The sequence below is a fragment of the Hirschia sp. genome, from assembly GCF_058892565.1.
On the sequence record NZ_JBZXVU010000016.1, the window covers coordinates 1 to 23,408 of the forward strand.

Here is a 23,408-nt window from a genome sequence, read left to right on the forward strand (position 1 = left end):
AGCCCGCTTGGAAGCTCAAGCGCAGGCTGCGATTGCCGCACCTTCAGTCTCATCAGGAAGTGTTGACACAACGGCCAGTGCCGCACCTGTAGACCGTGCTGAAATTCTGACTGACACATCAAATGGTGGCCGCATTGATTTTGATGCTTCCAGTGTCGATGGTTCAATATCCCTAAAAGGTGCACGCTTGGATGATTTGTCCATGAAGCGCCACTTTGAAACAATTGAAAAAACAGAAGAAGTACACCTTCTATCACCTCAAGGATCCAAAGGCGCTTACTATGCTGCTTTAGGGTGGCGCGGTGATGCGGACCGCTTGCCTGGCGTTAGCACACTATGGAAGCAAACAGCTGGTTCCACACTAACACCTTCCACACCAATAACATTAAGCTATGAAACAGCTCAATTGTCGTTCTCTCGTAAGATAGAAGTCGATGACAATTATATGTTCACATACACAGACACTGTGACGAACAATAGCTCTGAAACACTTTCCATTCGTCCATTTGGTTTTATGCGTCAGTTTGGAATGCCAGACGACTGGAAACCATTCTACATCCTTCACGAAGGTGCTGTCGGAATGGCTGGCAACAAACTCAAGCTTCAAAAATACAAAAACCTTGATAAAGGCAAAGCCCTTGCTTACACGTCCCAAGGTGGCTGGATTGGATTAACCCAGAAATACTGGATGACAGCTTTCATTCCAGCCCAAACTGAAAACGTCGCAGTCCAGTCAAAGGTTGTTATGGATGGCCTGCGCCCAACATATGTCGCTTCAATTGAAGGAACAGACCGCGCGATTGAACCAGGTCAAACCGCAAGCTATTCTCAGCGTATATTTGCAGGCGCCAAGCGTGTTGAAGTGCTTGATGCCTACCAACAAGGCGCAACAGGTCAGGAAGCTATTCCACGCTTTACCGATGCCGTTGATTGGGGAAATTTCTGGTTTTTCACGAAGCCTTTTTTCTGGCTACTTAGCCATTTCAACAGTTGGTTTGGCAATTTTGGTTTAGCAATCCTCGCGCTGACGGTCATCGTCAAATTGGCCTTCTTCCCTATTCAAAACAAAGCATACGCTTCCATGGCGAAAATGCGTAAGCTTATGCCGCAAATGGAAGAGATCAAAAAGAAGTGGGCCGACGATAAAGAACGCCAACAAAAAGAAACAATGGAATTATACAAGCGGGAAAAAGCCAACCCATTCTCTGGTTGTTTGCCTCTCATCCCGCAAATGTTTGTGTTCTACGGCCTCTACAAAACCCTGTTTGTAACGCTAGAAATGCGCCACGAACCATTCTTTGGATGGATCAAGGACCTTTCAGCACCAGATCCAACCTCATTCTTAAATTTGTTTGGTGCGCTTCCATTTGATCCTTCCAGCCTTCCTCTTATTGGTGCTTTATCAATCGGTGTTTTACCAATCCTATATGGTTTCACCATGTGGCTCTTGCAAAACTTGAACGCACCGCCACCAGACCCAACACAGCGTATGATGATGCAATTCCTGCCAATCGTATTCACGTTTATTTTTGCAGGATTTGCAGCAGGCCTAGTTATTTACTGGACATGGTCAAACATTCTATCCATCGCGCAACAATACTACATCATGCGCAAAAATGGTGTGGAGACACAGTTTGATAAATTCATCAAAGCTAAATTCGGCAAAAGTGAAGAACCAGCCGAATAGCCCTAAAGAGTAGACGTACTCTAAAAAACAAGCCAATTTGAACGGGGCCATCTGGCCCCGTTCTCTTTTTCTAAACGACATAATCGAGCCACTAAATGACGAGCGATGAATACGAATACCCAGCCCTACAAATAGAAGATGGCCGCAAACTCTTTGCGTCTGAGGTCAATTTCGTCAAAGGTGTCGTAAACATGCAAGGGCTTCCCCCTGCTGATCGTCCCGAAATTGCATTTGCTGGCCGCTCAAATGTTGGAAAATCTTCTCTCATCAACGCATTGTTCAACCGCAAACAACTCGCACGCGCTTCTGGCCAACCGGGGCGCACACAAGAGATAAACTTCTTTACCATTCTTGAAGCTCTATATGTGGTGGACCTTCCCGGCTATGGTTTTGCAAAAGCACCCAAAGCCGTCGTCGATAAATGGACAAATTTCACCCAAACCTATCTGCGCGGACGCACAAATTTACAACGCGTATTTTTGCTCATTGATAGCCGTCGCGGTGTCGGCGATGTTGATAGAGGCATTATGAAAGTTCTCGATCGCGCTGCTTTAAACTATCAGATCGTTCTAACAAAAGCTGATAAGCTCAAGAAATCAGAGTTAGACAAAGTAATTGATGACGCTGTTGTTGCAATTAAAAAAAATCCAGCGGCCCACCCTCGCATCATGCTTACATCGGCAGAAAAAAACATCGGCCTCCCCGAACTCAAAGCTGAAATAGTCGCACTATTATAAACAATGCTGGCCTTTTCCAGACCACGAGCATTGTTCAAATATGGATGCGCGTTTTATCGCACTTATCATGAATGATTTAGGATGCTAGAGAGCGCCTCAACTCATTCTGAAAGTATGTGAAATCCAGCTAATCACAAAACATACGATCCGCTTCATCGCGTTATTGACGATGTGCTTTGTTGCCCTGAATGCAACAATAGCTGACGGCTATATGGTCGAGACAGACCCTGACAATCTCATTCGAGTAAAAATTTGTGGTGGCGGCCATAATGACCGTTTTGCAAACCTCGACATCTCAACTGGCAAATTTTTAGACTCGATCGAAGATCATCAAAATTCTGATGACAGCACTTCTTGTGAGTACGCATCCCTAACACACTGGACTCTTAACTCAGCTACCCTCAAACAAGATATAATTCTTCAAGTGATCCCACCTTCGGGTGGCATTCAGCCTAAAGATGTTGCTTTTATTTATTCAACGTCTCCACCGCTTCCTGCGCGTGGCCCACCAGCTCTGCTTTGGATTTAAACCTCACCGTAAAAATCTAACTCGCTCGATAATGCGAGAAAAGCATGAGAATTCAAATGACAACTATTTCAAGACTATCTGCAAGTGCAATCGCGCTTTGTGTTTCCATTTCAGCGCCTGCTTTCGCCCATGATGGTGATGGCGGTAAGGTAAATTACGCCACGGACCATGCCCCTATCGGTGTTATGGCGGACCATCGCCACAAAAAAGGTGAATGGATGACCTCCTACCGCTTTATGTACATGGATATGGAAGGCAATAGAAACGGCACAGACTCACTTTCCAATGAAGAAATAGTCACCACCATTCCCAATAAATTTGCTGGTATGCCTTCAATGCCGCCTACTTTGCGCGTTGTGCCAAACGATATGAGTATGAAAATGCACATGGTCGGTGGCATGTATGGTCTATCAGACCGCATCACACTGATGGCTATGGGTATGTATACAACAAATGACATGAACCACACCACGAATATGGGCGGAATAGGAACCAATATCCTTGGAGAATTCAACGTTGAGACATCCGGCTTCGGGGACACAACCATTGGTGCAATCATTGGCTTAGATGATGGTAAAACACCCCACCAACAATTCAATGTTGGTATAAGTCTTTCCTTGCCGACTGGTTCAATTGAAGAGTCAGCGCAAGTTCTCACACCTATGAATATGCAGCCCACGCTACGTTCACCGTATGCAATGCAATTGGGTTCAGGAACATTTGACCTAAAGCCATCCATCACAGCACGTACCCTCAAAGGACAATGGAGTTTAGGTGGTCAAGCAAGTGCCGTTATTCGGTTGAATGAAAATGATGAGAACTATTCATTGGGGAACAAATTTGAAGCAACAGCATGGGCTGCCTATGAATTTATTCCTTCGTTTTCAGTTTCTGGCAGAATCCGTGGTGAAACTTTAGGTGCAATTGACGGCCAAGACATCAATATAATGGCACCTGTTCAAACTGCTGATCCGGACAATTATGGTGGCGAAAAAATAGAAGCACTTATTGGCTTCAATTATGTTGGACAAACTGGGTTTCTCAAGAGTCAACGCATCGCTTTTGAAGCAGGTTTTCCCCTGTATCAGGACCTGAATGGCCCTCAAATGGAAACAGACTTAACGCTAAACCTTGGTTGGCAAAAAGCTTTCTAACTGGATAGTTCAGCGTAAAAATTAAAAGGGAGTATATCCACATATACTTCCTTTTTTTGACTGAAAAATCGAGCAAAAAGGAATTTTTATGAAATTGATAAAAATAAAATACTGAATATCCGCCTGATTGTGCAAATACCTACTTTTTACTTCTTCGCTTTGCAGTTAAACATATTCGCATGACACACGATACACTTTCAGAGGCTGGCGCATTGACAGTTAACACCTTGTCCGAAGCCCTTCCGTTTATTCAGCGCTATGACAAAAAAACGATTGTCATAAAATATGGCGGACATGCCATGGCAGACATCTCGCTCGCAAAAGGATTTGCTCGCGATGTCGTTTTGCTAAAACACATGGGTGTGAACCCTGTAATCGTGCATGGTGGCGGCCCTCAAATAGGTGATGCGTTAAAACGCTTGAATGTCACAAGTAAATTTGAAGACGGATTACGCGTCACAGATGCAGCAACGATGGAAATCGTTGAAATGGTATTGTCTGGATCTATCAATAAAACAATTGTACGCGCAATCAACATGGCAGGTGGTAACGCAGTCGGTCTTTCTGGTGCCGACTCAAATCTTATTCTCGCTGAGAAAGCCACAAAAACGCGTAAAGATCCCGACTCCAACATTGAAAAAATCTTGGACCTCGGATTTGTTGGCGAACCAAAACATGTTGATCCAACAATTTTAGAAACCCTCGCTTCACAAAACACAGACTTTATCCCTGTTGTTGCGCCTGTTGGATTCGGTCTTGAAGGCGAAAGCTACAATATCAACGCTGACACAGCAGCAGGTGCTATTGCCAGCGCATTGAAAGCGGAACGTCTACTCCTTCTCACAGATGTGAAGGGAGTACTTGATTCAGACAAAAACCTGATCCGAGAACTGGATCAGGAAATGGCTACACAATTAATCTTATCCGGCGCAATCAGCGGCGGCATGATCCCTAAAATCGAAACTGCACTCACTGCAGTTAAGAATGGCGTAAAAGCATCCGTTATCCTAGATGGACGCACCCCACACGCCCTTTTAACGGAGTTGTTCACTGACCATGGTGCTGGAACACTTATCTCTTAAATATTTTCGCACGGCTGTTTTTCTTGCATTTGCGACAACAATGTTCGCAATATTTTCACCGTTTGCTCAAGCACAGTCAAATGCCAATGGTTGGAGATTGTGTAACGAAACAAGTTTTGTTCTAGAGGCCTCAACCGGACGTCCAGAAAGTGCTGCAAGTGTTGTTGTAGAGGGCTGGACACGGCTACGCCCGGGTGAATGCCGAATAGCTATACCAGCACCACTTCGTGAAGGTTTACACTATGTTATGGCACGCTCATCCTCTGCGCATCATGGTGGACAACGCACTTGGGGCGGTGACGTACCACTTTGTGTCGATTCCACTGGATCATTTGCAGTTGAAAACCCACCATCATGTACCGCCATGGGGTTAGAAGAGCGTAGTTTTCGTACTGTAAAAATTGAGAACCGCAATAATTGGACAACTCGCCTAACCGAAACTGAACCTTATGGCATCAAAAGATCGGAAAGTGCAGGTCTTCAAAGGTTGCTAAAAGATGCTGGTGTCGCAAATACATCAATTGATGGTTATGTCGGAAGACGGACACGGGGAGCAATTGCCGCTTTCCTTAAAGCAAATAATCTAGACTCATCAACAAGTGATTCCACACTCATAGATATCCTAGAAGAAGTTGCGAATAACCGTTCCAGAGATGTCGGCATGACGATATGTAATCGCACACCTCATCGTATGTGGACAGCTATCGGACGTCGTCGTGGTAATGGTTGGGAGAGTCGCGGCTGGTGGTCACTCGATTCAGATGCCTGCGCTCGTACCATTGATGAAAGCCTCATCCCCACGCCGCACTATGTCTATGCTGAAATAGAAACAGACGAAGGCATGCGTCATCTGAAAGTTGCTGATCACATTTTCTGCATAGCAAGATCGAAGTTTGCAATTGTTGGACGCGAAGGGTGTGAAGTTCGCGCATATAAAGAAGCTGATTTCATTGTGACAGAATCACCCAAAGATGGAAAACTAATCTACGAATTCTTTGACCGCGATTTCAACGAAGAACCAACGGAGGCTTTCTAGCCCGCTATGACAAACACTCAACCTCTTCTGGTTTCCGCTGATTTTAATCACGTCGACAATTGGGTGTTTGACCTTGATAATACACTCTACCCTGCTGCTTGTGATCTATTTGCTGAAATTGACCAGCGCATGACCGCATTTGTGCAGAAAGAGCTAAATTTACCTCATGATGAAGCGCGGATCATTCAAAAAGACTATTACAAAAGATATGGCACAACGCTGCGGGGCATGATGATTGAGCACAAACTCGATCCTGCTATATTTATGAGCTATGTGCATGATATAGATCATAGTCCACTTGATGCTGCACCAGATTTAAAAGCACAGCTTTCTGCATTGCCCGGCAAGAAGTATATCTACACAAACGGCTCGACCTGCCATGCTGAAAAAGTGACGAAATACATGGGAATTGATCATCTTTTTCAGGATATCATTTGTATCGCAAAATCAGAATTTTTACCCAAACACGAAGACGGAGCTTTTGAACGCTTTATCGAGTTAACCAGCGTTGACCCCACAAAGTCTGCCATGTTTGAAGATCTACCGCGTAATCTCATACCTGCACACCAATTGGGATTCAAAACAGTATTGGTGACATCGGATAAGGATTGGAGCCATGAACCTGAAGGCGTCCGACCAGCTCATGCCAATGACATAAAGCCCGATCATGTTCACCATACAACTGATGATCTTCCCCGCTTTCTTGAAGAAATCGTCAAAGACATTGCACCGAACACTTAAGCGGGCTACCTCCTGCTGCTAAGCCTTATTAAAATTTAGACGAAAGCCTGACCCTATGACTGATATTTCCGCCCTTGAGCTTGCCATCAACTCTGCTTGGGATGCACGCGATACTGTATCCACAGCAACACAAGGTGACATTCGTGATGCTGTGACTGAAGCTCTTTTGCTAACAGACCAAGGTATACTTCGCGCTGCAGAACCAGACGGCAATGGCGGCTGGAAAGCCAATGAATGGGTTAAAAAAGCAGTTCTTCTATCATTCCGGTTAAACCCAAACGAAATCATTAAAGGTGGCCCAGGTGAAGCCACTTGGTTTGATAAAGTCCCGTCAAAATTTGATGGTTGGGGTGAGGCTGAATATAAAGAAGCTGGTTTCCGAGCAGTTCCCAATTGTACAGTGCGTCGCGGTTCATTCGTCGCAAAAAATGCTGTTTTGATGCCATCATTCATCAATATTGGTGCCTATGTAGACGAAGGCACAATGGTTGATACATGGGCAACTGTCGGTTCATGTGCGCAAATCGGTAAAAACGTGCACATATCCGGCGGTGCCGGCATTGGCGGCGTGCTAGAACCACTTCAAGCAACGCCTGTCATCATCGAAGATAATTGCTTCATTGGTGCCCGCGCTGAAGTCGCCGAAGGTGTTATCATTCGTGAAGGCTCCGTTTTGGCGATGGGTACTTTCATTTCTCAATCAACAAAAATCGTTGACCGTGCAACAGGTGAATTCACTTACGGCGAAGTGCCGCCATATTCTGTTGTCGTTCCAGGTGCCATGCCGGCGGCAAATGGTGGTCCATCCCTAGCGTGTGTTGTAATCGTTAAAACAGTGGATGCAAAAACTCGTTCTAAAACGGGCGTGAACGAATTGCTTCGCGACTAGACAAAAATCTATACCGGTGTCGCTTTAAGCAAACGAAACATCAACGTTTTGTTCGAGCATTTCAGCGGCACCAAAGATTGTCATAAAACTAATATCAGTTGCATCTCGGCCTACAGCCATGCGGGCCATATGATCAACCGGTGCCAATCCAGTTGGATCAACAAGAAACCACTCCCCATTCAACCAAACTTCAACAACAGCGTGAAAATCAGGTGGCATGACTTCGGGAGCATATACAGACACCATTCGCGCTGGAACACCAGCAGCGCGTACAAAAGCTATCAGTAAATGCGCAAAATCTCGACACACGCCACGACGTGAAAAGAATGTATCAGAGGCAGTCGTCGTTTCATTGCTTACACCATGCGCATAGGTCAGATTCTGATTTATCCATTGCGACATAGCATCAATTTTGTCACCAAGGCATTGTTGCGGAAATGTTGCCTGCACAAAAGCCACCATATTATCTGACTCGCAATACCGGCTGGCAAACAAATACGGGATCACATAGGGCGGTAATTCTTCATGCTCGCTACCATACACGCCTTGTGTGCTTTTAGCTTGGCGCAAAATATCGACTTCTGCTTGATAAGTTATCTCCAAAATACCTTCTGCATTGGTGATCCAAGTCCTGCGTCCAAGACCATCAACCCCTTCTGCCGTATGCAGACTTGGGCCAGAAGAAACATTCATCTGATCCTGTATTAAATGCTGGTCCGCCATAGGGATAACTTCTATCGCCAGCAGGACATCTGATGTCCCCGCGAAAGAGTATTTAAGATAATTATTGATTTTAATACGCATGACACCCATCCCGATATTGAACACCTACTCAGCCTTAAGGCTAAGTAACTACTATTCTTCACAGCCCATAAAGTTCCGCCTCTTTGGCCGAAACCGGAAAAGAAATATGTTAGTGAGTGAAGCTAAGCCGGAAAAAAACCGGAGCAAGAAAAGCTTGCTCCGGTTTCAACCAACATACCAGCTAAATAAAATTCTATTTTTCAAATTCAATTAATACATACCATCCTAAAAAGCGAACGCCTGGTATTTTAAAGAGTACTGAATCAAGCATTTCGCACGCACTCAATGCAATTTTATGGGCGGGTGTATTCCGTAAAGGTGTTGTACCAATAGTACTCAACCCATAAAACTTTGTATTTACCGTACTGAAGTGTTTTTTAAATATTTTCCAATCAGACACCAATAGTGGATGCTCATCAGGTGTACGCGCTTCAGGAGTGGCATTTCTGTACATATTGATGATTGGATTATGCCCAAGCGGCTCCATAAAAACAGCGCGACCATTTTCAGCTAACATACGGCCAATCTGGCTAATTGATTTTTCTAAATCCAAATGGTGAAGAATCCCAGCACCAAAAATAAAATCGAATGCTCCATCTTCAAAAGTTGGTTCTTCTGCATTCATGACGGACAGAGAAGCGTTGGTATAACCCAATTCATCTATTTTTCGTTGACCAATTACCACTGCATTGTCGGATATATCTATGCCCTTTATGTCAGAAGCGACGGGTGCGTATTTGGACACGTTGTCACCATAGCTACAACCATATTCCAATGATCTGCTATTTCTCACCGATGATTTTATCTGCGAGTAATAATCTCCAAAACATCCTCGAATTGAATCATAATATTTATCCTGGATGTCTCTTGCATCATGCTCTTCTGCAAAACGCTGATTATGAAAAGCTTTTTCTCGCGCAATTTTATCTAGAATATCAGTCATTGGCAATTTCCCCCTTGCAAAAGTGATTGTTTCATCACGATTGAAAAGCAGCAAAAATTATGCCAACTAGAAATTGCTATTCTGAGTGTACAAAAAATTTTGAACTTTGAATTGATGATTAATTTGGATAATCAACCTGACTTAAATACAGGCCATCTGGTGGTGCAACTGTTCCACAGCGAGACCTGTCAGCCGCCTCCAATATCTCCTGCATCCAAGAAATCGGCTTTTTACCGCGACCTATTTCCATCAAAGATCCAGTGATAGAACGCACTTGCCTATGCAGAAATGAAGGTGCTGATACATAGATATTAATCTCGTCGCCATCGCGCATCACTTCAATTTTAGAAAGCGTTTTTACAGGGCTTTCAGCCTGACATTGAGCATCTCTAAATGTAGAAAAATCATGTTTCCCAACAAGGCATTGTGCCGCTTCATGCATGGCATCAGCATCAACAGGTGACATGGCGCGCCAAGCGAGATTTCGATCGAATGTCAAATCTGCACGACGATCAACAATGCGGTAAATATAATGGCGCGCATACGCTGAAAAACGCGCATGAAATTCGTCACCCACTTCTTCAGCAAGCAGGATTGATACGGGTTCATCCTTCATGAAATGGTTCATCGCATCGCGAACCTTGTCTGTCGTAAATTCCTTACTTAGATCAATATGCGCAACTTGCCCCATTGCATGAACGCCGGCATCTGTACGCCCCGCGCCATGCACGGTCACCGTCTCACCCGCAAATTTGGGAATGGCTTCTTCTAGCACTTGCTGAACAGAACGATGTGTTTTTTGACGCTGCCACCCCACATAGGGCGAGCCATCATATTCGATTGTGAGTTTGAAACGCGCCATAAGATTTAAGCGATGATCGCACCTTCTGGTAAATCATTGCCGCGCAAGAAGTTTTCGGCATTCATAACAGGCTTACCTGCCCGCTGAAGACGCTTAATGCGGATAGCATCCTTACCGCAAGCCACTAGCAATTTGTCATCTAACACCTCACCAGCATCTCCCTCACCAAGACTATCAGCCACTTCGAGCACCTTTACGCGCACAGGCCCTTTAGGTGTTTGCATCTCAAACCACGCACCCGGAAAGGGTGAAAGCCCGTGGATATGCTGGCGAACCTTGCGTGCAGGTAGGGACCAATCTATGCGTGTTTCTTCATTTGTCAGCTTATGAGCATATTCAATGCCCTCTTCTGACTGAGAGATAAATTTAGCAGTTCCAGCCTCAAGCTGTGCAACGGCCTCAACCAGCAATTTAGCACCTGCTTCGCACAATTCATCATGCAAACTGCCAACCGTTGTTTCCGGCGTGATATCCACCGAGACAGATGCCATCACAGGCCCAGTATCGAGCCCCGCTTCCATCTGCATTATTTCAACGCCGGTCACATCATCCCCTGCCATAATCGCGCGTTGAATAGGCGCAGCTCCCCGCCATCGCGGTAACAAGCTCGCATGTGCATTAATACAACCAAGTCGCGGAGCATCGAGCAATGCTTGTGGCAAAATCAAGCCATAAGCCACGACCACAGCCAGATCAGCTTCCAATGCTGCAAATTCATTCAGCGCTTCTTCCGATTTAACTGATTTAGGTGTGCGCACTTCAATGCCCAACTCTACAGCGGCATCATGAACCGGTGTATTGCGTTCATTTTTGCCTCGTCCTGCACGGCGAGGCGGCTGTGAATACACGCACACAACATTATGCCCAGCATCAACCAATGCTTTTAGGCAAGGCACGGAAAAATCAGGAGATCCCATAAAAACCAGTCTAAGGCTCATTCTTAGATCCCCTTTTTATATCATTCCATCTACAATCTAATGGTTGCAGTTAGGCCCGTGCACGTGTGGCACTGGTGCAAATTTCTTTGCTTTTTTCACTTTATCAACCGCACGCGTACGCTTTAGGCGCGATAGATAATCAATGAAAAGCTTGCCTTCAAGGTGATCCATCTCGTGCTGAATACAAGTGGCGTATAAGCCTTCAGCCCATTCAATCACTTCCTCACCTTTATAGTTGAGGTATTTGATCTGAACACGCTCAGGACGCTCAATCGTTTCATAAATCTCTGGCACAGAAAGACATCCCTCATCATAAGGAACAGTTGCCTCGACCTTTTCCAGAATTTCTGGATTTACAAAATACTGAGGATTTGGTTCTTCATCCTTATCAGCAATATCCATCACGATGACGCGCACAGGCTCACCGATTTGAATCGCCGCAAGGCCAATGCCAGGTGCATCATACATTGTTTCAAGCATGTCATCCATGAGCGCACGGATTTCATCGGTCACAGCATCAACCGGCTTGGAAACCTCTTTAAGTAGAGGGTTTGGAACTGTTAAAATAGGTCGTATTGTCATGTGTTTTAGCTAAGTGTGCAGGCCTAATTCGTCAAGCTATAGTCAACACAAAACCTATCAGTTTCTAGTTTTTGGTTGATATTTGCTTAGGCGGTGAAGGCATTTCATTCAAGTTAAAGAGCAAATCTCGTCCCCGACGTGGTTCGCGCATATGATCTTCTATTTCTTCAAGGTCAGGAATTTCTTTACCATCAGCACTCACGCCCAATGCATCGAATTTGCGTGCTTGGGGCAGCACTTTTGTTTCCAAAGTACCGACTAATTCGTTATATGCTGCGGATGCAGTGTTCAATCCGCGTCCCATTTTGACGACTTTGTCGCCCATCACTGCTATTCTGCTGTATAGTTCGCGTGCGAGTTCTGTGACTTCTTTGGTGTTTTGCGCCGCATTTTCTTGACGCCATCCAAACGCCACAGCTTTGGCCAAAGCCACCAAAGTTGACGGGGTCACAATGATCACTTTATTACGCGCTGCATAATCAAACAAATCACGATCTGCGCTCAACGCGGCTGCATAGAAATTTTCACCGGGCACAAACATCGCAACGAAATCCACAGTGTCGGGCAATTGTGCCCAATAGGCTTTACGCGCCAAAACCGTGACATGATCTTTCATTTTGCGAGCATGGGTTTGCAACAATAAATTCTGACGTTGTGGATCACTCTCTTCAGAGGCTTGAAGGAAATCATCAACACTGACTTTTGAGTCAATCACCAAATGGCGTCCACCCGGCATACGCACGACAACATCGGGCCGGATATTCTGCCCATCTTCAACATTGGCATGTACTTGTTCGGAAAAATCAGCGTGTTCAGATAGCCCTGCCATCTCCAGCACATTACGGAGTGTTTCCTCCCCCCAACGCCCACCCGATTTGGGTGCAGATAATGCGTTGGCGAGCTTACCCGTCACATTCTGGGTGTCCGCCATGGTCTGAGAGAGTTTTTCTATCTCGGTTCTTAATGATGCACGATCTTCACTGCGCACTTGCTCAAGGTTTTCAACCTTCTTGCTAAATTGCGAAAAGCTCTCTTTTATCGGTCCAATCATGCTGGATAGGTCGGCCTTGGAAACTTCCTTATGCTGGCGCATTTGTTCGTTGGCGATTTCCAGAAATTGCTTTTGCGATTGGCGAAGCGCATTATCGGCTAGGTGCTGAAATTTCTGATGAATTTCTGCATTGAGCGATTTCATCGTTGCCCGCTCAACCTCGAATGCCTTCTCTCGCTCTTCCTGTCCTGCTTCAAGTCCAGCAAGCTTGCGTGATAAAGCTTCGGCATGCGTACGATATTTTTCTAGTTGCGTTTGATATTGCTCAGCCTTTTCCTGCTGCGCATTGAAGTTTTGCTCAAACCGGAGTTTTTCATTGGCCCAAATATCTATTTCACGCTGATAAGTTTCTTGCAGATTTTTCAATCGTAACGCGCCAACCTCAACCTCACCTTTAAGAAAATGGCTCTCTGCTTCAAAATGCTCTTGCATCGATTTTCTTACACGCGATACGCGAAACCCAAGGATTAAGCATAAAATTAACGCAACTACCGCAACAGCGAAGAAACAAACATGATACAAATCAAATACGAGCGCGGTTTCGCCAAAAGAGAATGAGAACATAACGAGACCATATATCGTTTTTTATTCACCTACAAGGCGATATTTAACCAAAAACGAATCACTTATTCACAGATTGCAAGCAATCAGCGCCTTGAAGAGAAAGCCGCCGCTATCGTCCCATCATCAAGAGATCCGAGCTCGCCGCCGACAGGCACACCATGAGCCAGTCTGGAAACAATCACGCCACTATTTTCCAGTTGATCTGCCACATAATGCGCAGTTGTCTGGCCATCCACTGTTGCATTCAGCGCCAAAATGACTTCTTTGACCTGATCTTGGCCAGCTCGCGATATCAAGCTCGCAATATTGAGATCATCAGGCCCGATCCCATCCAGCGCTGACAGACACCCCCCAAGCACATGATAGCGCCCGCGAAAAACACCAGACCGCTCCATCGCCCAAAGATCACCAACGTCCGCCAGCACGCAGAGCACAGCCTCATCACGCCCTGTTGCCTGACACACAGCGCAGGGGTTTAAGGTATCGAAATTTCCACACACATCACATGCCGACACTTTTTGAGCCGCATCTGCCATAGCGCGCGCCATAGGAGCAAGCAATTGCTCCGGCTTTTTCAATAAATGCAGTGCAGCTCGTCTGGCAGAACGCGGCCCCATACCAGGCAGTTTAGACATCATCTCAATGAGACGTGTAATTTCAGGGCCAACAGATCTATTCGACATTTAGTTCAGCTTATGCTCGGGCCAATAAAAAACGTTTCAGAGCAGTTCTGATCAATAAAAGCAAAGCACCGCCACCAACAAATACGACAAGCCCCAAAAATAAATCTGCCATGAAGAACGCCGTCACAATGGAAAGGCCAACAGCACCACACCACATAAAGAAGAACACAACATCCAACCAGAATGGAATTGGCGTGTTGGACGGCAAAAAGCCCTCTTTTTTCTCGTCGCTCGGTTTAATCTTTTGGGATTTTTCCGGCTTTAACTTCTTCGCGAAAGGGTCATGATCTCTCTTAAATCCATCCAGTGGAATATCGTCAAAATCGCTTCTGCGTGTTGTGTCATTCATATTGAGCGTCCTATCCAAAGTGGCTCTAGCATATCGTAGACTTAGAAAGGCATTTTAAAACCAGGCAACATTCCCATGCCTGATGTTGCATCCTTCATCGCTTCTGCATGTGCTGCATCCAGCTTGCGGCGCGCATCATCATGAGCTGCTTTAACAAGGTCTTCAATAATTTCAGGATCATTTGGATCAATCAGGCTCGGGTCGATAGACATGCTCGCCATCTCGCCTTTGCCCTTAAGCGTCACCTTCACCATGCCACCACCAGATGTGCCTATAGCTTCGATCAGCTCAAGTTTTTCTTGGGCTTCTGCCAATTTGCCCTGCATTTCTTGGGCTTGGCGCATTATATCTTTCATATCCATGAGGTTTGTCCTCTAAAATCTAATTGTCATCTAACTTGGTGAAATCTCTACGCCGATTAAAGTCCACTCTGACCACATTTCCTTCAGTATCTGTGTCGAGTTTCTCAATCTTTACAACTTTTGCACCGGGCAAAAGCTCCAGCGCTTCGGCAATACGGGGTATTGCTGAAACTTCAGCAACACGTTCTTTTTCTTGACGCACACGGATTTCTTCAAGGCTCTCTTTTGTGGAATGCCCTAAATCTACGTTCCATTCTACGCCTGTTTTATCTTCCAACCAGTTTTTCATCCGCATTTGGAAATCAACCGGAATGCCCGGTGCGGCTGCATATGTGAATAATCCGTAGCGCACTTCAGCAGGTCTCACATAATGCTCCACATCATATAACAGATGGATTTGTTTATCCCCCTGCAATGCGGCACAAATTTGATTAAGCGAACCTAAAACAGGGCCCGGCGCTGCTTCTGCATATTTATCTGGTACAGCACGCGCCACAACAGATTGCACACCAGATTGTGCTCGCGCACCGCCGCCGCCATTTGCTTGATAGCTTTGCGCACCCGGCCCCGGATCACCATTAGAATACCCACCTCCACCAGATGGGCCGCCGCCGTTTGGATTATTCCCGGTGGGACCATTTTGCAGCATACGTGCTGCATCTTCCGGCGATGGCAAGGCCGCTGCCGCAGCCAGCCTCAACACAGCCATCTCAGCGGCCACATTAGGGTCTGGCGCACGCGTGCAATCTTCATAGCCTTGAAGGAGTAATTTCCAATACCGTGCAGATTGCGCATTGCTAATGCTGCTTGCTAGCTTTTTAGTACGCTGCGTCCACTCAACAGGGCCAGCAAAAACATAGGATTCGCCCATAGCCTGAGCACGCGCAATTTCAGCCATAGCATCAAGCAAATCCTTCATCAGAATTTGCGCCTCAGCACCTTCTTGCAATTGAGCATTTGTTTCTTCAAGCGCAACTTTGTGCTCGCCCGCAATTGCAGCATCAAGCAAATCAAACACACGCGCCCGATCGGCAAGCCCAAGCATATCCCGTACAGCATCCACGGACACTTCATCGCCGGTTGATTGGACAATCGCTTGATCCAGCACAGACAAAGCATCACGCGCTGACCCTTCCGCCGCACGTGATATTAGGGCCAAACCTTCTTCAGAAACTTTTGCACCTTCTTTCTCGCATATCCTGCCAAGGTGTGCGGCGAGCGCATCTGTCGTTAAGCGCGCCAGATTAAAGCGCTGACACCGTGACAGCACTGTCACAGGCACTTTACGAATTTCAGTCGTTGCAAAGATGAACTTCACATGCGGGGGTGGCTCTTCAAGAGTTTTTAGCAACGCATTAAACGCCGCTGTCGAGAGCATATGCACCTCGTCTATAATATAGACTTTATACCGTGCATTCACTGGCGAATAGCGCACGCCATCCAGCAGCTCGCGCATATCAGCCACACCCGTGCGCGATGCCGCATCTAGCTCTAAAACATCAGGGTGGCGACTTTCCATAATCGCCTGACAATGGCGTCCGACAGGGGATAATTGAACACTTGGTTCATCCACATCATCCCGCGAATAATTCAGCGCACGCGCAAGCAATCGCGCTGTCGTCGTTTTCCCGACGCCGCGAACACCTGTCAGCATAAAAGCGTGTGCAATACGTCCCGTTTTAAAGGCATTGGTGAGTGTGCGCACCATCGCTTCTTGGCCGACCATATCATCAAATGTGGTTGGTCGATATTTACGGGCTAAGACCTGATAGGCCCCCTCACCGCCAGAATTCTGGCCAGCATTGAGGTTTTCATCACCAAACATCGAAGATGTATTCGGGTCTGGGCCTTCATCGTGCATGTCATTTGAGTCGCTCATGCGCGGCAATCTATAGTGAGAGCTCGCGCTTGCCTATAGGTGTTAGGCGGAATTTGTCGGGAAGATACAATCCGTCAGTTAGAGACAAATATTGTTTGTGGATAAAAACACCATTCTGATAACAGTTTGGTCTTCACCAAGCCGTCAATATTGCAACACATCCTGCCTCCAGCGCCCCAAAGTCACAGGGGTATTGATAGACGTCAATCAAAACCCTAAGCAAGTTTTGCAGAAGATGCTTTGAGGCTGTAGGTCGCTTTTTCGATAAGCTCACTTGCATTCGCCATTTCGGCAATCGCTCGTCCGGTTGCTTCTACACCGCTCGCGACCTCTTGCACATTGGCAGTTACTTCCGCAGTTACGCTTGATTGCTCTTCGACTGCGCCTGCTGTAGCTGTCGCCACTTCACTTATCTGCATTATAGAATTGATTATCTCTTCAATCGCTTCAGCCGTTTGAGTAGAAACAGTCTGGATCTGCTCAACCTGTGCAGAAATATCTTCTGTCGCTTTACCTGATTGTAAAGCAAGTTGCTTAACTTCATTTGCAACCACCGCAAAACCCCGCCCTGCCTCACCAGCGCGCGCTGCTTCAATTGTTGCGTTCAGCGCAAGTAGATTAGTTTGGGCAGCAATATCGCTAATTAATTTCACAACACTCGTAATGCGTTCAGCCGACGTAGTTAAACCACTCACGACTTTGTCTGTCGATTTTGCCCTAATAACAGCTTGCTCTGTGCTCTCTCGAGATTGAGATATCTGATGACTGATTTCTAACGCGGATGCAGAAAGTTCTTCAACAGCAGCAGCAACGGACTGCATGGACGCAGACGATTTTTCTGAAGACGCAGCAATTACCAATGAATTGGCTGCTGATTGAGAAGCACTAGCAGCGACTTCTGTAAGATCATTATCTATTTGCCGCTGGATAATTTGACGCTCTTGGCGCAATCGCACTTGCTCCGTGATGTCGACTGCATATTTGACGACACGGTAAACATTCCCAGAAAAATCAAAAATTGGGTTGTAAGTGGCTTGAATCCAAACCTCGCGTCCGCCTTTACCAAGACGTCTATATTCCGCTGATTTAAAATTCCCTTTGCGCAACTCACTCCAGAACAATTGATAAGCTTCACTGCCTTTTTCATCCACTGCAATGAACAAAGAATGATGTTTGCCTTGCACCTCTTCTAACGTGTAACCAAGCGCGCTTAAAAAGTTCTCATTTGCATCTACGATGGTGCCATCGGGTTGAAACGAAATCATAGCTTGAGATTTTGAAATCGCTGCAATTTGACCTTCAGCATAAGCGGCTTCAAGTTTTCGAGACGTAATATCTGTTGCGATTTTTACGATTTTCTCGACTTTGCCGTTTTTGTGAAGAACAGGGTTATATGTCGCCTGAATCCAAACCTCACGTCCACCTTTAGCAATGCGCTTATATTCGGCGGAACTAAAATTCCCTTTGCGCAGCTCATCCCAGAACAAACGATACGCTTCGCTGCGCTGCTCATTAGGATCGATAAACAAAGAGTGGTGTTTACCTTGTATTTCCTGAAGTGTGTAACCGAGAGTTTTTAGGAAATTTTCATTTGCATTTATGATTTTACCGTCTGGGGTAAATTCAATAATTGCCATTGAGCGATCAAATGCATCAAAGGTTGCTTTAGCAAAAGAATTTCTCTTCATCACGGGTGTCACAGACTTACTCTAATTTTACTTTTTATCAAAAACCCTCAACGGATCTCACCCCATAAACTACGCATAGACACATTAATTAATAACTAAATGAATAACTTAGATCTTTAGGTTCTGGCCTCACAAATAGTTAAAGACTTTTTTGATGCCGGCCTAAATGCGCCCTCACAGACTAAAATTAAATTCAACAAATGCGTAAAATTACGCATAGAAAATGCTGCTTCAATGTCATAACATATACATTCATTTCATTATAAGCATCAAAATTAAAGATGCCGGAGTAATCTATTTTGTATATTTCTAAATTTCTCCAATTGGGGATTTCTAGCCTAATTTTTTTTACGCCGACCGCTTTGGCTTATGATGCAAATTCTTTAAAACTAGACACAGTGAAGATTTTTGGCCGAGCAGAAGGTCTCATAGGCAAAGCAAACTCAGCATCTGAAGGCATAGTTGGATACGCTGATTTCGAGAACCACCCTCTATCGCGCTCAGGCGAGCTTGTCGAAGTTATTCCGGGTGCCGTAGCAACTCAGCATTCAGGAGAAGGCAAAGCTAATCAATATTATTTACGCGGGTTCAATCTCGACCACGGAACAGATTTTTCTGTCTCCGTCGATGGTGTTCCTGTCAATTTGCGAACCCACGGCCATGGACAAGGCTATTTGGACATAAATTTCCTTATCCCTGAACTTGTTGAAAAAGTTGCCTATGATAAAGGCCCTTTCAATGCCTCCAATGGTGATTTTTCTACGGCTGGTTCAGCACGATATTTCACGAAATACGACCTTGCTCAAAATTTTGTAAAAATCGGCGCAGGTGAACACGGATATCTACGCGGCTTAGCCGCCGGCTCCACACATCCAACAGACAATTCCACCTTATTTGGTGCGCTTGAACTTCAAACCTATGATGGCCCGTGGGAATTGGAGCAGAATATCAAAAAAATAAACGGGCTCGGAAAGTATGTATATCAGGGGTTTGATACAAAATACGATCTGACCGCTTCAATCTATGACAACAAATGGACAGCGACCGATCAAATACCATCGCGCGCAGTTGAAAATGGTGATGTTGACCGTTTTGGTTATATAGACCCAGACCTTGGCGGTGAAACACATCGCTATTCAATCGCTGGAAATATGCAAATCCATCATGGGTTAGGTTCCAATACAAAACTCTCCGCCTATGCAGTGGATTACAGCCTCTCCCTCTTTTCAAACTTCACTTATTTTCTGGATGATCCAGTCAATGGAGATGAATTTGAGCAAGAAGATGAACGCACCTATTACGGTGCCTCCATTTCACATGCGCATAATCTGTCTGATAAATGGAATGTGTTAGCTGGCTTAGAGACACGCTATGACGATATCAAAAAACTCGGCCTTTATAAGACAACAGCGCGTGAACGCCTTTCAACAACGCGGCAAGATCAAGTATCTGAATTTAGCTATGCTGGGTGGGTGAAACTGCAAAATGATATAACACCTTCGCTTAGAGCCAGCTTTGGCTTGCGCGCCGATGGATATAACGCTGATGTCACCGCTCTATCTTTACCTCAAAATAGCGGCACCGCATCAGATAGCATACTTTCTCCAAGCCTATCTTTCGCATGGCAGGCTGCATCAAACTTGGAATTCTATGCCAATTATGGACAAGGGTTTCATTCAAATGATGTGCGTGGTGCAACGATACAAATTGATCCCGCAACGAATGAGACAGCCCAACAAGTGCCTATTCTTGTCAAAACGGATGGTGTTGAACTTGGTGCTCGCTATCAAATAAGCAATTTCAGCACGGCTATCTCAGTCTTCCAACTGGATGTAGATTCAGAGCTGGTTTTCGTCGGAGATGCAGGTACAACAGAGCCAAGTGATGCCTCGACACGAACAGGCATGGAAGCCAATCTATTTTGGCAACCCAATGACTGGCTCACGCTTGATATGTCAGGTGCGGTCACAGATGCTAATCTTGACATTGATGGGCCAGATAATGCGATTGCCGGAGCTGTCAAAAATGTATTTGCTGCTGGTGCGCTTGCTGAGATTGACAATTTCACACTATCTGCACGCGTAAGATATCTGGGGGAAGCGCCTTTAAATGATGATGCCTCCATTTCATCTAAATCAACAACTCTCGTAAATATCGGTGGTTGGTATGACTGGAAGAATATGGAATTTGCGTTAGAACTTTTAAATGCTTTTGACGCAGAAGATGCAGATATCACTTATCTTTTTGAATCTCAGCTTGCGGGAGAAACTTCCCCTGTTGAGGACTTTCACATCCACCCAGCAGAACCACGACAAATACGTGCAAGCATAAGCTTCCTGTTTTAAAACCCATTTCTTATAATTGGAAAGATTATTTACGCACTTCATTTGTCACCCGAAAGTGCTAAGGTTAATTGAAAACCGAATACGCGAGGGTGGGAATTGTGGACTACGATATTTTCTTAAGTTATCGGCGTGTCGATCAAGAACTGGCGCGAGCTTTAGTTACTGCACTTGAAGCTCGTGGTGTCGGAGTCTGGTGGGATCAAAAAATCGAAGGCGGAGTCGATTGGCGTGATGCCATCGTTGAAAACCTGATTTCATCGGACATGTTGGTGATTCTGTTTTCTGAGGAATGCAACAATTCCAAACAGCTCAAAAAAGAACTCGCCCTTGCTGATGATATGGATAAGGATGTTATCCCTGTTCTAATTGAAGACACAAAACCCAAAGGTCATTTCCTGTATGAAATGGCGGCAAGAAATTGGATACAAATCCATCCCAATCCTGAAAATAAAATCAATGAGCTTGCTGATCGCCTGACTTTATTGGCAGAGGCAAGCCCCGGCGGTTTAGCAGGCACCAAGCCAGAACCAATTCCTGAGGCCGCTCCGGTTGAGGCAGCAGCACAACCGGCCCTTTCACAACAAGACGCTGTCGACACCAACCAGCCCGACATACCTCAACAAACAGTCACAACGCCGCCGCCTAAGACAGCCGCCTCAACGCCTCCTGCCTCACCTTTTGCTGGTATTGATCCCAACGACCTCGTCGCACGCCGAGAAGCGCTAAAGCGCGAGGAAGCTTTATTAGAGATTGCTGAAAAGAAAGCCAAATTAAAGGCGGGTGGGGCAAAACCTGTCGCAAAAAAAGAAGCTGCATCACCGCAATCTAAAACAAGTCGGGGAAAGGTAAAAAAACAATATCGAAATTTCCTGCCCTTCAAATGGATTGATCTGATTTTACTAAGTCCTATCTTATATTTTATTGTCGAAGAAACAGGCGGTGGGTTTGATCGCCTAGATTTTACAGACATTTCAGAAATGACTGAATTTATGGCTATGATCTCAGTCAGTCTTGCAGGCGTCGGTGCGCTTGTGTTTCCGATTCGATATTACATGCGAAACCTCCGCATGAAAGAAGCCGCCAAAGAATACGCTAAATCCAGCCTAGCCCTTTATGCTCTGCTTTGGTTATCGGGGCTTACATTTGCGATAAATGAAGGCGAAATTGGCGAGGTCGTAGGCGTTTGCCTTGGTTTTGGCGGTCTCTGGGTCGCATTTGGTGTTGGCGCATTCGCACTTTATGGCCTGATGCACTTCCAGCGTTCCGTACGAAACTTCAAATCAAATGTAGATAAGATATAGTTTTCTGATGAAAATAAACTAGCAGCTCAATGTTGCTGAATTTCTCAAATGTATAGAGAAAGGTGAAACTGGCGACGACCCGAACGAAACCCGTTGCGGCTGCTTCCTTCCGGACCTGACCGAGTTCGCGAGCGGCTCGTCCGCCACCAGCTTCGGGTTGATATATCGCAATGCTCACGCCATTTAGCAAGAGTATGCTAGACTTTAATCACAAAGAATCTCAGAAAAATTATTCCTTATGCTGCTAAATCCAACCATTACATTTGCAAATGCCCCATTTGAGCGTAGCGCCCACCGCCGCACAGATACAGATTGGCTGGAACAAGCTAAGAAATCTCCGGACACACGTTTTTTGCCATTTTACAATGGAAAAATATTATGCATCGATAATGGTATCCCTGCCCATGAAGTCATTCCCGGCATTCCCATATCCAAAGAGCCCCGAAAAATAGCATGGCTATTTTCTGATGAAATACCACACTTCAATCATTGCAAATTCATATTCCTAAGCGAAGAAAATGGCGTTGCACGATTTGGCGTTCATATCCCCCCTTCTTTCCAGATAGAAACCTCTATACTTTCTGACCTAGTGTTGGGCGAACTGCGAGCCATTTCCGGCGGTATTAGCGCTGAAGATGCGCAATATGTTTCAACATGTGCAGCTGTGTTTAACTGGCATAGACGGCATCGCTTTTGTTCAAATTGCGGTACAGAAACTCACATATCAGAAGCAGGCTGGAAACGTGTGTGTGATGCATGTGAAGCCGAACATTTCCCCCGCATTGATCCCGTCGCCATTATGCTGGCAGTCAAAGGGGATAAATGCTTGATGGGCCGACAAGCCAGCTGGCACCCGAGCATGTATTCCTGTCTAGCAGGTTTTGTAGAACCTGGCGAAACCATTGCACAAGCAGGTGCAAGAGAACTTTTTGAAGAAGCCGGTGTCGTCGCAAGTGGTCGAATAGAATATCTATTTGAACAACCATGGCCATTCCCTTCATCTTTGATGATTGGCATGATTATGGAAGTTCAATCCAAAGAATTGAATATCGACAAAACCGAAATAGAAACAGCGCGCTGGTTTACCAAAGAAGAAGCGCGGCAAATACTTCAAGGTGAACACCCTGATATTTCCGCGCCAACTGATATTGCGATCGCTCATCACATTCTAAAAGCATGGGCCTATTCAGAAACTTGGTAAG

22 protein-coding genes and 1 other RNA gene are annotated in these 23,408 nt (G+C 45.6%); 11 read left to right on the forward strand and 12 right to left on the reverse strand.

Translation table 11 applies throughout. The features are described from left to right. The 8 genes from yidC to dapD form a co-directional block, all read left to right on the forward strand. Nucleotides 1–1,687: membrane protein insertase YidC (yidC, locus tag AC5EF3_RS06335; RefSeq protein WP_493547435.1), on the forward strand; the 1,687-nt coding region annotated here is incomplete at its 5' end. 95 nt (nucleotides 1,688–1,782) lie between these two features. Next, entirely contained in the window at nucleotides 1,783–2,424 is a 642-nt protein-coding gene (gene yihA / locus AC5EF3_RS06340) for a ribosome biogenesis GTP-binding protein YihA/YsxC (RefSeq protein WP_015826722.1), read from the forward strand. A 169-nt stretch (nucleotides 2,425–2,593) separates the two neighbouring features. Further along, the gene (locus AC5EF3_RS06345; RefSeq protein WP_493547436.1) at nucleotides 2,594–2,953 is read left to right on the forward strand and encodes a hypothetical protein; all 360 of its coding nucleotides are present in this window, start codon (nucleotides 2,594–2,596) and stop codon (nucleotides 2,951–2,953) included. A gap of 56 nt (nucleotides 2,954–3,009) precedes the next feature. Continuing rightward, nucleotides 3,010–4,107 (forward strand): transporter, encoded by a 1,098-nt coding sequence (locus tag AC5EF3_RS06350; protein WP_493547437.1) that lies wholly within the window; start codon nucleotides 3,010–3,012, stop codon nucleotides 4,105–4,107. Between the two features lie 179 nt (nucleotides 4,108–4,286). Then, a complete protein-coding gene (gene argB, locus AC5EF3_RS06355; RefSeq protein ID WP_015826719.1) occupies nucleotides 4,287–5,189 on the forward strand; it encodes an acetylglutamate kinase in 903 nt (300 codons plus the stop codon). Next, nucleotides 5,164–6,225, forward strand: coding sequence for a DUF1036 domain-containing protein (locus tag AC5EF3_RS06360; RefSeq protein WP_015826718.1), 1,062 nt, complete (start codon nucleotides 5,164–5,166; stop codon nucleotides 6,223–6,225). The genes argB and AC5EF3_RS06360 overlap by 26 nt, the downstream gene beginning before the upstream one ends. 6 nt (nucleotides 6,226–6,231) lie before the next feature. Further along, complete coding sequence (locus AC5EF3_RS06365; RefSeq protein ID WP_493547438.1) at nucleotides 6,232–6,966, forward strand: pyrimidine 5'-nucleotidase; 735 nt, start codon at nucleotides 6,232–6,234, stop codon at nucleotides 6,964–6,966. Between the two features lie 55 nt (nucleotides 6,967–7,021). After that, entirely contained in the window at nucleotides 7,022–7,855 is an 834-nt protein-coding gene (dapD, locus tag AC5EF3_RS06370) for a 2,3,4,5-tetrahydropyridine-2,6-dicarboxylate N-succinyltransferase (protein ID WP_015826716.1), read from the forward strand. Between the two features lie 24 nt (nucleotides 7,856–7,879). Here dapD and AC5EF3_RS06375 read toward each other — a convergent pair whose 3' ends face one another. The 11 genes from AC5EF3_RS06375 to AC5EF3_RS06425 all read right to left on the reverse strand — a co-directional run bounded on the left by AC5EF3_RS06375 (nucleotide 7,880) and on the right by AC5EF3_RS06425 (nucleotide 18,560). Continuing rightward, nucleotides 7,880–8,659, reverse strand: a complete 780-nt coding sequence (locus tag AC5EF3_RS06375; protein WP_015826715.1) for a transglutaminase-like domain-containing protein — start codon at nucleotides 8,657–8,659, stop codon at nucleotides 7,880–7,882. A 193-nt stretch (nucleotides 8,660–8,852) separates the two neighbouring features. Further along, a complete protein-coding gene (locus AC5EF3_RS06380; protein WP_493547439.1) occupies nucleotides 8,853–9,602 on the reverse strand; it encodes a class I SAM-dependent methyltransferase in 750 nt (249 codons plus the stop codon). A gap of 118 nt (nucleotides 9,603–9,720) precedes the next feature. Further along, nucleotides 9,721–10,464: a tRNA pseudouridine(38-40) synthase TruA gene (gene truA / locus AC5EF3_RS06385; RefSeq protein ID WP_493547440.1), complete on the reverse strand. Its 744-nt coding sequence runs from the start codon at nucleotides 10,462–10,464 to the stop codon at nucleotides 9,721–9,723. A 5-nt stretch (nucleotides 10,465–10,469) separates the two neighbouring features. Continuing rightward, nucleotides 10,470–11,402, reverse strand: coding sequence for a methionyl-tRNA formyltransferase (gene fmt / locus AC5EF3_RS06390; RefSeq protein ID WP_493547441.1), 933 nt, complete (start codon nucleotides 11,400–11,402; stop codon nucleotides 10,470–10,472). 36 nt (nucleotides 11,403–11,438) lie between these two features. After that, entirely contained in the window at nucleotides 11,439–11,984 is a 546-nt protein-coding gene (gene def, locus AC5EF3_RS06395; RefSeq protein WP_015826711.1) for a peptide deformylase, read from the reverse strand. A gap of 64 nt (nucleotides 11,985–12,048) precedes the next feature. Continuing rightward, on the reverse strand, nucleotides 12,049–13,467 hold the full coding sequence (locus AC5EF3_RS06400) for a DNA recombination protein RmuC (protein WP_493547442.1): 1,419 nt from the start codon (nucleotides 13,465–13,467) through the stop codon (nucleotides 12,049–12,051). Between the two features lie 215 nt (nucleotides 13,468–13,682). Further along, on the reverse strand, nucleotides 13,683–14,282 hold the full coding sequence (gene recR / locus AC5EF3_RS06405; RefSeq protein ID WP_015826709.1) for a recombination mediator RecR: 600 nt from the start codon (nucleotides 14,280–14,282) through the stop codon (nucleotides 13,683–13,685). 10 nt (nucleotides 14,283–14,292) lie between these two features. Further along, a complete protein-coding gene (locus tag AC5EF3_RS06410; protein WP_015826708.1) occupies nucleotides 14,293–14,631 on the reverse strand; it encodes a hypothetical protein in 339 nt (112 codons plus the stop codon). 41 nt (nucleotides 14,632–14,672) lie between these two features. Then, nucleotides 14,673–14,993: a YbaB/EbfC family nucleoid-associated protein gene (locus AC5EF3_RS06415; RefSeq protein ID WP_015826707.1), complete on the reverse strand. Its 321-nt coding sequence runs from the start codon at nucleotides 14,991–14,993 to the stop codon at nucleotides 14,673–14,675. A gap of 19 nt (nucleotides 14,994–15,012) precedes the next feature. After that, the gene (locus tag AC5EF3_RS06420) at nucleotides 15,013–16,872 is read right to left on the reverse strand and encodes a DNA polymerase III subunit gamma/tau (protein WP_493547443.1); all 1,860 of its coding nucleotides are present in this window, start codon (nucleotides 16,870–16,872) and stop codon (nucleotides 15,013–15,015) included. Between the two features lie 215 nt (nucleotides 16,873–17,087). Further along, a complete protein-coding gene (locus AC5EF3_RS06425) occupies nucleotides 17,088–18,560 on the reverse strand; it encodes a methyl-accepting chemotaxis protein (RefSeq protein ID WP_493547444.1) in 1,473 nt (490 codons plus the stop codon). A gap of 299 nt (nucleotides 18,561–18,859) precedes the next feature. Between AC5EF3_RS06425 and AC5EF3_RS06430 the strand changes: the two genes are divergently transcribed. Continuing rightward, nucleotides 18,860–20,905 (forward strand): TonB-dependent receptor, encoded by a 2,046-nt coding sequence (locus AC5EF3_RS06430; RefSeq protein ID WP_493547445.1) that lies wholly within the window; start codon nucleotides 18,860–18,862, stop codon nucleotides 20,903–20,905. Nucleotides 20,906–21,003: 98 nt separating this feature from the next. Further along, complete coding sequence (locus AC5EF3_RS06435; protein ID WP_493547446.1) at nucleotides 21,004–22,206, forward strand: toll/interleukin-1 receptor domain-containing protein; 1,203 nt, start codon at nucleotides 21,004–21,006, stop codon at nucleotides 22,204–22,206. Between the two features lie 60 nt (nucleotides 22,207–22,266). Here AC5EF3_RS06435 and ffs read toward each other — a convergent pair. Further along, nucleotides 22,267–22,361, reverse strand: an RNA gene (gene ffs, locus AC5EF3_RS06440) — signal recognition particle sRNA small type. An 83-nt stretch (nucleotides 22,362–22,444) separates the two neighbouring features. Between ffs and nudC the strand changes: the two genes are divergently transcribed. Further along, on the forward strand, nucleotides 22,445–23,407 hold the full coding sequence (gene nudC, locus AC5EF3_RS06445) for an NAD(+) diphosphatase (protein WP_493547447.1): 963 nt from the start codon (nucleotides 22,445–22,447) through the stop codon (nucleotides 23,405–23,407). Nucleotide 23,408 lies beyond the last annotated feature (1 nt).